Genomic DNA, 14,142 nt, shown 5'->3' with positions numbered 1-14,142 from the left:
ACCTGGCGCCGCCACCATCAAGCCGTCGCGCAAGCCTGTCACCAGCGGCGACACGTTCTCCAGGACCAGCCATGACCGGAACTACAGCTGCGGTGTGAGTACGAGTGATCATGTGCGGCATCGACTTGGCTCCCGCATATCCGCAGCCTTCCCTGGGAGCCAGCGCCAGGAAGGGGTCGATATTGCTGCTACCGGGATAAAAGGTTAGCCTGCCCTAAGCTATTTAGGTGATCCCGGGGTTGAGGATGTCGATGGTCTCAGTGCAGTTGGGTGCGCGTCAGAGCGGTCCGTCCGTGCCGACGGATTCAGCGGGGGATGCGCGACTGGCCGACCTACGACCCGGGATGAGTGGCCAGGTGATCGACATCGACGAGTCGGTCGAGCCGAGCACCGCGCGACGACTGTTCGACCTGGGGTTCGCCCCCGGCGCGGAGGTCACCGTGCTGCGGAAGGCGCCGCTGGGCGACCCTGTTGTCTTCCAGGTCGTGGAGTACGAGGTGGCACTGCGCAAAGCGCAGGCCGTCGGCATCCATGTACGGCGCATTGCATGAGCGCGCACTGCGGTCCGGTGGCCCAGACGGTCACTGGCAATACTCGTCTGGCTCTGGTCGGCAGCCCGAACTCGGGCAAGAGCACGCTTTTCAATGCCCTGACCGGCCTGCGGACCAAGACCGGTAACTACCCCGGAGTGACCGTCGCGCGCTATGAGGGGTTGGCGCGTGTCGGCGAGCACGAGGTGGTCATCGAGGATCTGCCCGGCACTTACAGCCTCGACCCGATCAGCCCGGACGAGCAGGTCGTCGCTGATGTGCTCGACCCGGACAACCCGGACCTCGGCACACCCGACGGGATCCTCGTCACGATCGACGCGACAACGCTGCGTCGTTCCCTCGGGCTGCTCGCCCAGGTCATGCAGACCGGTCTGCCGATCTGTGTGGTGCTCACCTTCCGTGACGAACTGGCCCGTCGCGGCGGCACCCTCGACGTCTCGGCCCTCCGCCGTGCGCTGGGTGTGCCGGTCGTCGCGGTGACGAGCGGATCACGCAACGACCTGGCGCAGTTGCAGTCCACGCTGCTCGACTTGGCCGCATGGGAGCGACCGGTCGTCCCGCCGCCCACCGACCCCTCGCAGAGACGGGCCTGGGTGGAGTCGCTGCTGCAGAGCGCGGGCTACGAGGTACCCGAGGTCGATCACCGCACCCGGCGCATCGATGCCGTGCTGCTGCACCCGCTGTGGGGCACGCTCATCTTCTTCGCGACCATGTTCGCGTTCTTCCAGATCATCTTCACCGTCGCGACACCGCTGCAGGACGCGGTGCAGAGCCTCTTCGACTGGCTCGGCACGCTGGTCACCGACTACGTCTCGAACCCGTTGCTCTCCGGCTTCCTCGGCAACGCCCTGATCGGCGGCCTGGGCAGCGTACTGGTCTTCCTGCCCCAGATCGCCCTGCTGTTCCTCATGATCTCGCTGCTGGAGGGCAGCGGTTACCTTTCCCGTGCGGCCTTCCTGATGGACCGGCTCATGTCCAAGGCCGGGCTGGAGGGCCGGGCGTTCGTCGCCCTGCTCTCCTCCCTCGCCTGCGCCATCCCCGGCATCATGGCCACCCGCTCCCTGCCGTCGGCCAAGGACCGCTTCGCGACCATGATGGGCGCGCCGCTGATGACCTGCTCGGCGCGCCTGACGGTCTATGTGCTGCTGACCGGCCTGTTGGTGAGCCCCGGTACCAGCGTCGGTCCCTTCGGCGCCCAGGGCATCGTCATGTTCGCGCTGTACCTCGTCGGTGCGCTCTCGGCCATGGCGACGGCCTGGGTCTTCAAACGGTTCAGCAGTCGGGGCGGGCCGGTGCTGCCGTTCTATATGGAGATGCCGTCCTACCGGTTGCCGCGGCCGCGGTCGGTGATCGAGGCCATGTGGAGCGCCTGCAAGGGCTTCCTGCACAAGGTCGGCCGCATCATCCTGCTGGTCACGATCGGTCTGTGGCTGCTGCTCAGCCTGCCCATGCACAGCGATGCCCAACTGCGCTCCGCCGGCGTCGACCCGGCCGACCGGACCGCGGTCCAGGCCTACGAGGTCGACCACAGCTACGCCGCCGACATCGGTCACGCCATCGAACCCGTCTTCGAACCCCTCGGCTTCGACTGGCGGATCAACATCGGCGTGCTGGGATCGCTGTCCGCCCGCGAGGTGTTCGTCGCCACCCTCGGCCAGGTCGCCGCCGCCCAGAACCCCGACCAGCCGGCCGAAACCCTGTCCCACATGACCTACACCGACGGGCCGCATCAGGGAGAGAAGCTCTTCACCCCGGCCACGACGGCCGCCTTGCTCGTCTTCTTCCTCTACGCGCTGCAGTGCATGTCGACCGTCGGGGTCATGCGCCGTGAGACCGGCTCGTGGAGATGGCCCGCGGTCGCCTTCGGCTATATGTTCGTGCTGGCCTGGACCATGGCCTTCCTGACGCACACCGTCGTGGGACTGCTGGCATGAGCGTCATCCCGATGCACCCCGAGGCCACGGCCGACCCGCAGGCCGTCCGCTGGGTGATCCCCGCCGGCACGCTGCCGGTCGTCGGAGAGATCGCCGAGGCACCGGACGAGCTCGGGACAATGCTCCACTCCGAAGACGTCACCTCCATCGAGGTGGAGACACAGGCCGTGGTGATCCGACTCGCCGACGGCCAGAGCTGGTCCGGCACAGGAGCGCGAGTACGCGACGCGCTCAGCGCCGCACTGCAGCACCCCCAGCGGTGGCGGCCGGCCGACGTGGTCACCGAGGACGACATGCTGCGCGCCGCACTGCAGGACGTCCTGGACGGATCCGCCGGCGACTACATCCGCTCCCACGGCGGCGAAGTGACGATCGTCTCCGCCCACGACCGCCACGCGGAGGTGCGGCTGGCGGGCACCTGCACCCACTGCCCGGCCGCCGGATTCACCCTCCACTCCCGCCTCGAATCGGAACTGCGCGCCCGCTTCCCCGACCTGGTCGAGCTCCGCGCCACGGAGGAGCCCGGCAAGGCGCCAAGGCGCACATGGCTCACCCTGCGCCGCCGCAGCGCGTGACCGTCCACGGCGGGGGCGGCGACCAGCCTGTCGACCGGCCGTTGGATGACCTGGCCGCGACTCAGGCGAGTGGCACGACCGCTGGGGCCTGGAGGCTCGGGAGGCGTCCAGCGACCGACCGGGACCTATCCCGCCCGACCTCCGGCACGCGTGCGCATCACGCGGTGGCTGAACGCTGGGTGCCGATCGCGGAGGTGGCCCGTCGGGTCGGCAACTCCCCGAAGGTGATCCAACACCGGTATCACGGCTGCATCGACGGCTACGAGGAAGCGGCCAACGCGAAGATCACCAAGGCGCTGGAGGGGGACGGCGACGCGGCCTGATGAGTGTGTCGAAGGTGTGTCGCGATCACTGAGAGACAGTCAGAAAGAGCGGGAGGCAGTGAGACTGGCTCCCGCTCTTTCCGGGTCGTACTCTGCGCGCTCGGCATGCCCACACCGCCCTGAGTCGGACAACAGTGACAAGTAGCACATCGGTGAGAAGTCGCACAGGGGTAAGTACTTGCTCTGCGAATGGCCTCGGGGTGAGATTGCGGCAACTTTCGAGTGGGGGTCTCACCTTGCAAGGGGATTAGCCATGCGCGGAGTTCGCGCGCGACGCCGCATCGCGGTCGCAGTGGCCTGGGTCACCACCCTCGCCAATGTCGCACTGATATCACCTGTTTTGTCCGGTTCTGCGGCCGCCGTACCCGTGCATTCGGTGCAAGGGGTCAAAGCCGTGCCGGCAGTAGCCGGGCAGCAATCGGGGACCATGGCCCGCAGCTTGCTGACCACCGAGCAGTGCCAGGCGAAGTGGCAGATCTCCTGTTACACCCCGACCCAGATCCGGCAGGCGTACAACCTGAACCCGCTGTACCGGGCGGGAGTCACCGGCAAGGGGCGCACGATCGTGATCGTGGATTCCTTCGGCTCGCCGACCATCCAGCATGACCTGGATGTCTACAGCGCCCGGTTCGGTATGAAGAGCACCCACGTCGACGTGGTCAAGTGGGGTACCGTCCCGCCCTTCGACGCCTCCAATGGCGACCACAACTTCTGGGCCGATGAGAGCACCCTTGACGTGGAGATGGCGCATGCTGTCGCCCCGGACGCGCACATCGTCCTGGTGGAGACCGGGATCAATCAGAGCGGGGACGGCACCACCGGCCTGCGAGAGATGATGGACGCCGAGAAGTCGCTCATCGACCGCGGTGTGGGCGATGTGATCAGCCAGAGCTTCGGCGCGACGGAGAACACCTTCCCCGGCTTCCGCAGCGGTGACTTCTCCAGCATTGAGAACCTGCGGTACGCCTTCAAGGACGCGGCCAGGCACGATGTGACCGTCCTCGCCGCCTCCGGCGACGACGGAGCCACCAGCCCCACCGCGAACGGCAACGCCAACTACCCGTACAAGGCCAACTCCTGGCCGTCCTCCGACCCGCTGGCCGTCTCGGTCGGCGGCACCCAGCTGCACCTGGACGCCAAGGGCGACCGCATCGCACCGGACAGCGTCTACAACGACGACGGCGCGAGCGGCGGCGGCCTGTCCCCTGTCTTCGCCCGTCCCTCGTACCAGAACGGGGTCGAGCAGGTGGTCGGCGAGCGCCGCGGCACCCCCGACGTTTCGATGTCCGCCGCGAAGAACGGCGGCGCATGGGTGTACTCCAGCTTCGACCCGAAGCGGGTCGGCTGGGATGTTTACCATGGCACCAGCGCGGCCAGCCCGCTCTTTGCGGGCATCGTGGCCCTGGCCGACCAGGTGGCCGGACACCGGCTGGGTGACATCCACCAGGCGCTGTACTCGCTGTCCGCGCGGTCCTCGCGGAACCCGTCCACCGGGATCGTGGATGTGAAGGACGGCACGAACAACAGCTACGCGGGAGTCACCGGCCACACTGCGGTGAAGGGCTACGACATGGCGACCGGCGTCGGCACGATCGACGCGGCCCGCTTCGTCCCGGCCCTCGCCAAGGAGGGCTGAGAGCATTCCTGTCCCCGAGGGGCGGGCGCCTGCCGCAGACCGCCGGGCCCCGCGCCGACCGCTCTGTGATCTTGCACGGGCTGACTTGACCCAAAACCGCAAGACGCGGTGGCGGTGGCTGAACGCCGGGGTGCCGATCGCTGAGGTGGCCCGTCGGGTCGGCATTTCCTGGAGGTGATCCACCATCGATATCACGGCTGCAGCGGCGGCCACGACGAAGCAGTCAATGTGAAGATCACCAAGGCGCTGGTCAGAGCCAGATTCTGACTGACTGGCGAGTGCCCCCGGCGAGGCGCTCGGAGCATGTGCACAGGGAGGACCGTTGGTCGGCGGCGGGCAGCTGGTGATCGAGACGGTTGTCCGGCTAAATCGGTAGGTCAGCGGCGATTGACCGCAGGTTCGGGTCCCGGCGGTAGCCTGAGGTTCCCCCGAGATGCGAGGAAGGCTGACAACAGGTCCGCGCTCGGCCAGTCGCACCACCGGCTCCAGCCCGCCGTACGCGACCAGATTCGGATCATCGAAGTGTGCGGAGACCTTCCCCCGAACGGAGTAACGCCTTAGTCCGACATGTGCGCGGTCGCGCGCCGATACCTGGTCGCAGATTTACGTAGAGTGACCAGAGTGTGCCTGACGCGTGTCTGAGCTGAAGGAACACCTCACCCATCCGGCTCCGGTAGGACGCCCAACCCTTCTCGGCGGGGGCGAGTGAATCAAAGACGGGATGACTCGGGGGGTGTTGTGGCACTGGTTTCGGCAGGACAGCAGAGCTCGGAGTCGATACCTCTTGAAGCGCGGCCCACCTGTCGCACCTCCCCCGTTCCGGGCTTGATCCGGCGTTCGGTGACGTACGAGGCGGTGATCCTGGGAAAGCGAGGCTTTCAGATGCGCAAAGCAATTTCCTCCCTGGCAGCGGCCGGCGTGCTGGGCCTGTCGATGGGCGTCCCGACAACGGCAGCCGCAGCCTCGGACTCCGGCTCGCACAGCTTCCGGGCCAGCTTGACTCCGATCCCGACGAACAACGTGACCGGCTCGGGCACCGCAACCGTGTCGCTGTCCGGTCACGAGGTCACCGTGAGGATGACAGTGAAGGGGCTCCTGGCCGGGGTTCCGCACGCGGCCCACATCCACGTCGACGGCATGGGCACGTGCCCCACCGCGGCCGCGGCCACCAACCTCAACGGGCACATCGCGATCAGCACCACCGACGGCATGAAGTCCTACGGCATGATCGGCTCCTCGCTGACCACCAGCGGCGACACTTCCCCGGCCAGCGCACTGGCGGTGCCCCGCTTCCCCGTGGGTAGCTCCTACCAGTACTCGCGCACCATCACCGTCAACAACGATGTGGCCAGCAACATCCGCGCCGGCAAGGCCGTCATCGTCGTGCACGGCATCGACTACGACGGCAGCGGCAAGTTCACCAACGTGCTAGGCCCCAGCGAGCTGGACCCCAAGCTCCCCCAGGTCGCCACCGCCCCCGCGCTGTGCGGCACGCTGAAGGCCATGCCCTCCAAGGGCGCCGCGACCCGCCGGTAGACCGTGAGCCAGGCCGGCCCGAACACCGGCGGCAGCTGCCGCCACGTGCAGCCCGAGGTGGCCGCGAAGATGATCGCGGCCAAAGCCTCACGATCACCGGCCCGTCGTCGGCCGCCACCTGTTGACCCGCGCTACCGGTTCAGGCATCGCCTAGTGCCGCCCGGTACGCCTCGTATCGAACCCAGGCGTCTTCGAACATCTCGATGGCGGCTGGGATGGCGCCGCACTCTTCGAGATAGGCGCGCTGGCCCGACCGCCCCCTCCGTGAGGGCCATTCGGGATCATTGGCGACATCGCGGGCGAGGTCGCCGATGCCACTCTCACGATCGGCTTGGGGCTTCAACCACGCTGTGAAGCCCTTCGGTTTGGGCATGTCCACATCCTTCCGCACAGCCCCCCGACGTCGTCAGGGGTGCCCTACGCGTGAGGAGTGTGTGAGTGTGTCGGAGGTGTGTCGCGTGTATCGCAGATGGTGCGCGGACAGTGAGAGACAACGAGAAAGAGCGGGAGTCAGTGAGACTGACTCCCGCTCTTTCAAGTTGGCATTCGCACTGGTCAGAGCTTGATTCTTGCTGGCTGACTGGCGAGTGCCCCCGGCAGGATTCGAACCTGCGCACACGGCTCCGGAGGGCGTCTGGGAATCCGGCGTCATTGCTGGTCAAGGACCTGTGTCACGTAAAAAGGCTCGGCCGAGTCCACAGATGGTCCATGACCGCCGACGAGTTTTAGTCCGCCGGTGTACGGAATTCGGCCCGCTGGGCTCCCCTGGATGTAGATGCGGGGGTAGCCCGAGGTTGACGTGGGTAACGGCTCGGAGACGTCTGACCCATTTTTGCCCGCGGGGCAAGATCACAGTTGCAGCACAAGTATCGAATGCGTGTGTAGTGTGAAGATAGCGTGTGTCTTCGTTGGGTTCCTCTGTGCGGCGGTGGTGGGGGCCAAGGCATCTTTGCTGCGCGCAGCGTTCCCTTGCCGGTCGGACGGGTACTCAGACGACGCAAAGTGCCAAGTGATCTCAGTGGAGTTGCAGCGATCGGGGAGTGACCTCGGGGCGTAGAGGGCCTACGCTGATGATGGGATTACCTGACGGTACATCAGGAGTCCTGCAGGTGAAGTGCTGTGGCTTGGGGAGGCGACAGATGGGGGGCATGCGTTTGCAGTTGGGGGACCTCGCTCCGGGCACGGTGGTCGGTGGCGTGGTTCCGGGGGCGGAAGTCACGGTAGTGGCGGTAGAGATGTTCGGGGGGGCCGCTGCCCGGCTCACCTATCGTCGTGCGGACGGCTCGGTGGATGAGCGGATCCTCTATGGCGAGGGGGAGAGCGAGCTCACCATCGGCGAGCCCGGGGCGCGTGATCGAGGGTTCGACGCTGACGCTGAGTTGTTCCGTTTGGCTGCCGAGGCCCTGCGTATACGTATGGCTGCCCGCGGAGATGCGATGCTCGCGGTGTCCACGAGCCTGCTGGATCCGCTTCCCCATCAGATCCAAGCGGTTTATAACGAGTTGCTACCGCGTACGCCGCTGCGGTTCCTGCTAGCCGACGACCCCGGCGCAGGAAAAACGATCATGGCGGGCCTGTACGTTAAGGAACTCGCCCTACGCGGAGACCTGGAGCGCTGCCTGATCGTTGCGCCCGGCGGCCTGGTCGAGCAGTGGCAAGACGAGTTGCAAGAAAAGTTCGGCCTGGACTTCACGCTGCTGTCGAAGCAGCTGGTAGAGGCCACCGTGGATGGCAACGTCTTCGACAAGCACCCCAGGTTGATCGCCCGTATGGACGCCCTTGCCCGCTCCGAGGACCTGCAGAGCCGCCTGGCCGAGTCCAGCTGGGACCTAGTGGTCGTGGATGAGGCTCACCGCATGAGCGCTCACTACTTCGGTGCCGAGCTAAAAACCACCAAACGCTACGAGCTTGGCCGTCTTCTTGGCCGGGTCACCAGGCACCTGTTGCTGATGACCGCCACCCCCCATGCGGGCAAGGAAGAAGACTTCCAGCTATTCATGGCCCTGCTGGACGGAGACCGCTTCGCCGGCAAGTACCGGGACGGCGTGCACCAGCACGACGCTTCTGGCCTGATGCGCCGCATGGTCAAGGAGGAGCTACTAACCTTCGACGGCAAAAAACTCTTCCCCGAGCGCCGCGCCTACACCGTTCCCTACGAACTGTCGTCGGCCGAGCAGGAGCTGTATGAGCAGGTCACCCGCTACGTGCGGGAGGAGATGAACCGCGCCGAGCGGCTCGATGGCCGCCGCGGCAACCAGGTCGGCTTCGCCCTCACTGTGCTCCAGCGCCGCCTGGCTTCCAGTCCCGAGGCCATCGCCAAATCCCTGGAACGGCGCCGCCGGCGGCTGGAAGCCAAGCGCGCCGAGCTGCTCGCTGCCCGGCACACCGCCGCACCGGACGCGAGTGGCGCCTCCGTCCCGCCCCACCAGGACACCGTGCTGAGCACCCTGAGCGGGGGCGAGGACGGCCAGAACTGGGACGCCGAACTCGAGGACCTGACCGGCGCGGAACTGGAGGAGGCGGAGGAACAGGTCGTCGACTCCGCCTCGGCCGCGCTCACCGTCGCCGAGCTGGAGCAGGAGATCGGGCAGCTGCGGGGGCTGGAACAGGCCGCCGCGAGCGTGCTGGCCCTGGGAGAAGACCGCAAGTGGCGGGAGCTGTCCGGGCTGCTCCAGGACAACCCCCACCTGCGCGACGCCGACGGCCGCCCGCGCAAGCTCATCGTGTTCACCGAACACCGCGACACGCTGGAGTATCTGGCCCGCAGGGTCCGCGCCCTGATCGGCCGCGCCGATGCGGTGGTGGCCATCCACGGCGGCACCCCCCGCGAGCAGCGGCGTGCGATCCGCGATCGGTTCAACCAGGACCCGGACGTGCGGGTGCTGCTGGCCACCGATGCGGCCGGCGAGGGGTTGAACCTGCAGCGCGCCCACCTCATGGTCAACTACGACCTGCCGTGGAACCCCAACCGCATCGAGCAGCGCTTCGGCCGCATCCACCGCATCGGCCAGGCGGAGGTCTGCCACCTGTGGAACCTGGTCGCCGACAACACCCGGGAGGGTCAGGTCTTCCACCGTCTGCTGGACAAGATTGAGCAGCAGAACAAGGCCTACGACGGCAAGGTCTACAACGTCCTCGGCGAGATCTTCGACGGACAGCCGCTGCGCGAGCTGCTCGTGCGCGCCATCCGCTACGGCGACCGACCCGAGGTCAAGGCCCAGCTCGATGAGGTCATCGACGCCCGGGTCGGGCAGCGCGCCGTCGACCTGATCCAGGGCCTGGCGCTCGACGCCCAGGTCATGGGCCTGGAGGACGTTGACGCCATCCGTCTACGGATGGAGGAAGCCCAGGCCCGCCGCCTGCACCCGCACTACGTGCAGGCGTTTTTCCGGGACGCCTTCGAACGTGCCGGGGGGCGGCTGATGCCTCGGGAGGCCGACCGCTTCGAGATCACCCACGTGCCAGCGGCCCTGCGCGACCCTGCCCGGTTCACGGGCCTCAGCGGCGCCGTGCAACGCAAGTACGAACGAGTCTGCTTCGACCGCGACCGCATCAGCGCCACTGGCAAGCCCCGCGCAGACCTGATCGCCCCCGGCCACCCGCTCTTCGACGTTGTCCTCGACCAGGTCATAGCTCAGCACGCCGACCTGCTCAGCCGCGGCGCAATCCTCGTCGACGCCGCCGACGCAGGCGAGCAGCCCCGGCTGCTCGTGGCCCTCTCGCAGGAGATCACCGACGGGCACGGCCGCACCGCCGACCGGGCCTTCGCCTTCACCGAACTTCTGCCCGACGGCACCGCCAGGAACGCCGGCCCCGCCCCATACCTGGACTACCGCCCGCCGACACCGGTCGAGGCCCAGGCCGCCCAGGCCCTACTTGACCAGGCCTGGCTGCACGACGGCGGCGAAGCCGCCGCCCTGGACTGGGCCATCCGCGAAGCACTGCCCGAACACCTGCGACGGGCACGCGACGGCCTCCTGCCAGCTATCACCCGTACCCGGGCCCAGGTCGAACAGCGCCTGAAACACGAGATCAACTACTGGCACGCGCAAGCCGGAAAACTCGAACAGGATCTTGCCGCCGGCAAACGCGTGCGCCACAAGCCGGACAAGGCCCGAAACTGGGCCGAAGAGCTGGAACATCGGCGCACCAAGCGCCTGCAGGAGCTGGACAAGGACGCCGCCCTTCACCCCCGACCCCCTGTCGTGGCTGGCTGTGCCCTGGTGGTACCGGTGGGCTGGCTCGCCAAGGCCTTGGGCGCGACCGGACTGGCGCCGATGCGGGCGAGCGACGGTTACGAGACCGACCGGCGGGCTGTCGCCGCGGTGCTCCGGGCCGAAAAAGAACTCGGGCGCATCCCCGAGGAAATGGCACACAACAACCCCGGTTACGACATTCGCTCACTCACGCCGGACGGTCACCTCATCCACATCGAGGTCAAGGGACGCCGGGCCGGTGCCCAGGACTTCTATGTGAGCCGCAACGAGGTGCTGGTTGCCAAGAACCGCGGCGACCAACATCGGCTCGCGCTCGTGGCCGTCCACCCCGACGGGCCCGAGCACGATGATCTGCGCTACTTGATCGATGCTTTCGCCGACACCGAGTTCGGCGATCTGAGAACCGAAGGCATCGTCCTGAATTGGCACGATGCCTGGACCAAAGGAGGAGCTCCGCTATGAGCGCCGTGAACGAGAACAACGCGACACCGCGCCGGCGGAAGCTCATCGAGGTTGCTCTGCCCCTAGAGGTGATCAACCGAGAGGCTGCCCGGGAAAAGTCCATTCGGCACGGGCACCCCTCCACGCTGCACCTGTGGTGGGCCCGGCGACCCCTCGCTGCTGCGCGCGCGGTGCTCTTCGCTCAGCTCGTGGACGACCCATCCTCCCACCCGGACAAGTTCCCCACCGAGGAAGACCAGCAGCGCGAGCGGTCCCGGCTGTTCAACCTCATCGAGCGCATGGTGCCGTGGGAGGCCACCCACGACGAGCGCATCATGCGTGAAGTGCGCGAGGAGATACAGAGGTCCTGCGGCGGTAACCCACCACCTGTGCTCGACCCCTTCGCAGGCGGTGGAACGATCCCGCTGGAGGCCCAGCGGCTCGGGCTCGAGTCACACGCGAGCGACCTCAACCCCGTGCCGGTTCTCATCAACAAGGCGATGATCGAGATACCGCCGAAGTGGGCTGGCCAGCCGCCGGTCTCGGCTGTGCGGCAGGAGAAGCTGGACGGTACGTGGTCCGGCGCCCGTGGACTTGCTGCAGACGTCGCGTACTACTCCCGACTCATGCGTGAGATGGCCGAGCAAGAGGTCGGTCACCTCTATCCCAAGGTGCGGATGCCCGACGGCACGACGTTGCCCGCGGTGGCGTGGTTTTGGGCCCGTACAGTGCAGTGCCCGAACCCTGCCTGCGGCAGCCCTGCTCCGCTGATCAACAGTTTCCTGCTGTGCAACAAAGCCAAGAAGAAGGTACGGCTCGTCGTTGAGGAGACCCGTCCCGGAATGGCACCTCGGTTCGGAGTCGAAGACGGTGACGGCGACTCCGAGGCTCCCACCGTGGAGCGCACTAGCGGGCGATGCCTGACCTGTGGCGAGTCGTTTCCCCTGAGCTACGTCCGCGCGCAGGGCAAGCTCGGTCAGATCACGGACACTCCGCTAGCCATCGCCACGGCCGGTAAACGTCAGCGGCACTACGTGCCGTTCGACGAGCAGCAGGTGCAGGCCGCATCTGGGCTAGAGCGACCTGACGTGCTTGACACCGATCTACCTGGCAAGGTGGCAGGGTTCCGTGTACAGGCGTACGGCATCCTCAAGCACCACCAGCTTTTTCTCGACCGCCAGTTGGTCACGCTTGAATGCTTGAGCCGCAAGGCCCAGTTGGCCTGGCAGCAGGCGGAGAAGGATGCACTCGACCAAGGCATGAGCGCCGAGCGGGCCTCGGATTACGCGCGCAGCGTCGGGGTGTACCTGGCCCTGGCGGTCAGCCGTGCCGCGAACCGCATGTCGCAGTTGTCTTTCTGGCACGCGGGAGGCGAGAAGGTTGAGCAGGTGTTCGCTCGCCAGGCGCTCAGCTTCATCTGGACGACTGCCGAGGCAAACCCGTTCAGCGACTCCTCAGGCAACTTCCTCGGGCAGGTCGAATACCTGGTCAACGCCCTTAAGGAGCTCCCTGCCGACCCTCAGGGCCACGTTGTGCAGTCGGACGCGCGTACTGCAACGATCCCTGCCGGAGGCGTCGTCAGCACCGATCCTCCCTATTACGACAACGTCATCTACGCGGACCTCTCCGACTTCTTCTACGTCTGGCTCCGCCAGACACTCAGGCCTCTGGGACTCGACGAACTGAGCACCGTCCTCACCCCGAAGGCGGCCGAGCTAGTTGCGGAGACCACCCGTCACGCCTCCAAGCAGGAAGCCAGCCGGTACTTCGAGAAGGGCTTCATCGAGGTCTTCGACAACATCCGAGCCCAGGCGTCTGGCGATTATCCGATCACTGTCTACTACGCCTTCAAGCAGCAGGAGACCAGTAGCAGCGAAGGCACCGCATCCACCGGCTGGGAGACGATGCTCGAGGGACTGATCCAAGCCGGATACGAGGTGACCGCCACCTGGCCGATGCGCACCGAGCAGCAGGGCGGACTGCGCACGAACGGACGGAACTCCCTGGCCTCCTCCATCGTCCTCGCCTGCCGCCCACGTCCGCAGAGTGCCGGGTCTACGACCCTGCGTGGCTTCGTCAATGCTCTCCGGGACGAGCTGCCGCAGGCCGTTCGGGATCTGCAATCCGGGAATGTTGCACCGGTCGACCTGGCACAGTCGGCAATCGGCCCCGGCATGGCTGTCTACTCCCAATATTCCAAGATCACGGAGCCGGACGGTTCTCCCATGCGCGTGCGCACCGCTCTCGCGTTGATCAACGACGTACTCGCCGAGGTGCAGTCCGAGCAGGAAGGGGACGTGGATAACGACACCCGCTGGTGCCTGGACTGGTTCAAGCAGTACCAGTGGGACCAAGGCCCCTATGGCGACGCCGAGACTCTCAGTAAGCGTTACATCACGTCGATCAGCGGTCTGGAGGACGCCGGGGTGCTCAAGGCCCGTGGAGGAAAGGTCGGGCTTCACAAGCCGGCCGATCTGTCCACTGCCTACGACCCAACGGTAGATCACCGCATTTCGGTCTGGGCTGTGACCCTGCACCTGTCACGCCTCCTCGAGAGCAAGGGTGGCGTAGAGGCCGCCGGGACGCTCTTGGCGCAAGCACGGGCCCGGATCGATGAAGACGCTGCCCGCGAACTTGCCTACCTTCTCTACCGCGTCTGCGACGCCAACAACTGGTCGGAGAGCGGCGGGCGGTTCAACAACCTTGTTAGTTCCTGGCCGGATCTGCAGATGGCAGCGCGCGCGGCAGGGAAGCGAGGCGGCGGCATGGCTTCCCAGTCGGAGCTGTTTACCGGCAGTAGCGACGAGGACGAGGACCAGTTGTTCTGACGGTCGCCGAAAGGCGAGGCAGGGGGAGGGTCACGTGCAGAACGACGACACCACGCACGGTGGGGTACCGGGCGTGGCGGACAGGATAGGCAGGACGGCAA

The 14,142-nt window shown here is 66.7% G+C and carries 10 protein-coding genes and 1 pseudogene; 9 read left to right on the top strand and 2 right to left on the bottom strand.

All coding sequences use genetic code 11. The annotated features are described in order from the left end of the window. The 7 genes from ACIQFZ_RS38955 to ACIQFZ_RS38925 form a co-directional block, all read left to right on the top strand. Positions 1 to 208, top strand: a 208-nt coding sequence (locus ACIQFZ_RS38955) for a hypothetical protein (RefSeq protein ID WP_402693481.1), incomplete at its 5' end; no start/stop codon positions are given. A gap of 37 nt (positions 209 to 245) precedes the next feature. Then, complete coding sequence (locus ACIQFZ_RS38950) at positions 246 to 551, top strand: FeoA family protein (RefSeq protein ID WP_365776775.1); 306 nt, start codon at positions 246 to 248, stop codon at positions 549 to 551. Continuing rightward, positions 548 to 2,485 (top strand): ferrous iron transporter B, encoded by a 1,938-nt coding sequence (locus tag ACIQFZ_RS38945; protein ID WP_376652129.1) that lies wholly within the window; start codon positions 548 to 550, stop codon positions 2,483 to 2,485. Before ACIQFZ_RS38950 ends, ACIQFZ_RS38945 begins: the two co-directional genes overlap by 4 nt. After that, entirely contained in the window at positions 2,482 to 3,060 is a 579-nt protein-coding gene (locus tag ACIQFZ_RS38940; RefSeq protein WP_365776771.1) for a NifU family protein, read from the top strand. The genes ACIQFZ_RS38945 and ACIQFZ_RS38940 overlap by 4 nt, the downstream gene beginning before the upstream one ends. A 164-nt stretch (positions 3,061 to 3,224) precedes the next feature. Then, positions 3,225 to 3,383, top strand: coding sequence for a hypothetical protein (locus ACIQFZ_RS38935; protein WP_402693480.1), 159 nt, complete (start codon positions 3,225 to 3,227; stop codon positions 3,381 to 3,383). A gap of 253 nt (positions 3,384 to 3,636) precedes the next feature. Continuing rightward, a complete protein-coding gene (locus tag ACIQFZ_RS38930) occupies positions 3,637 to 5,019 on the top strand; it encodes a S8 family serine peptidase (RefSeq protein WP_402693479.1) in 1,383 nt (460 codons plus the stop codon). An 882-nt stretch (positions 5,020 to 5,901) separates the two neighbouring features. Continuing rightward, positions 5,902 to 6,555 (top strand): hypothetical protein, encoded by a 654-nt coding sequence (locus ACIQFZ_RS38925; protein WP_402693478.1) that lies wholly within the window; start codon positions 5,902 to 5,904, stop codon positions 6,553 to 6,555. Positions 6,556 to 6,571: 16 nt separating this feature from the next. Here ACIQFZ_RS38925 and ACIQFZ_RS38920 read toward each other — a convergent pair. Together ACIQFZ_RS38920 and ACIQFZ_RS38915 are read right to left on the bottom strand one after the other, a co-directional pair. Further along, positions 6,572 to 6,674 (bottom strand): annotated as a pseudogene (locus ACIQFZ_RS38920) (IS5/IS1182 family transposase); the annotation flags it as partial. Between the two features lie 20 nt (positions 6,675 to 6,694). Then, entirely contained in the window at positions 6,695 to 6,928 is a 234-nt protein-coding gene (locus tag ACIQFZ_RS38915) for a YozE family protein (protein ID WP_402693477.1), read from the bottom strand. Between the two features lie 775 nt (positions 6,929 to 7,703). On the opposite strand from ACIQFZ_RS38915, the gene ACIQFZ_RS38910 reads away from it, so the two are divergent. After that, the gene (locus ACIQFZ_RS38910; protein ID WP_402693476.1) at positions 7,704 to 11,234 is read left to right on the top strand and encodes a helicase-related protein; all 3,531 of its coding nucleotides are present in this window, start codon (positions 7,704 to 7,706) and stop codon (positions 11,232 to 11,234) included. Next, complete coding sequence (locus ACIQFZ_RS38905; RefSeq protein ID WP_402693475.1) at positions 11,231 to 14,041, top strand: DUF1156 domain-containing protein; 2,811 nt, start codon at positions 11,231 to 11,233, stop codon at positions 14,039 to 14,041. Before ACIQFZ_RS38910 ends, ACIQFZ_RS38905 begins: the two co-directional genes overlap by 4 nt. Positions 14,042 to 14,142 lie beyond the last annotated feature (101 nt).

The sequence above is a fragment of the Streptomyces sp. NPDC093064 genome (genome assembly GCF_044754605.1).
GTDB lineage: Bacteria > Actinomycetota > Actinomycetes > Streptomycetales > Streptomycetaceae > Streptomyces.
Note: the sequence above shows the minus strand (reverse complement) of the source record. Positions and strands in the feature narration are given on the sequence as shown.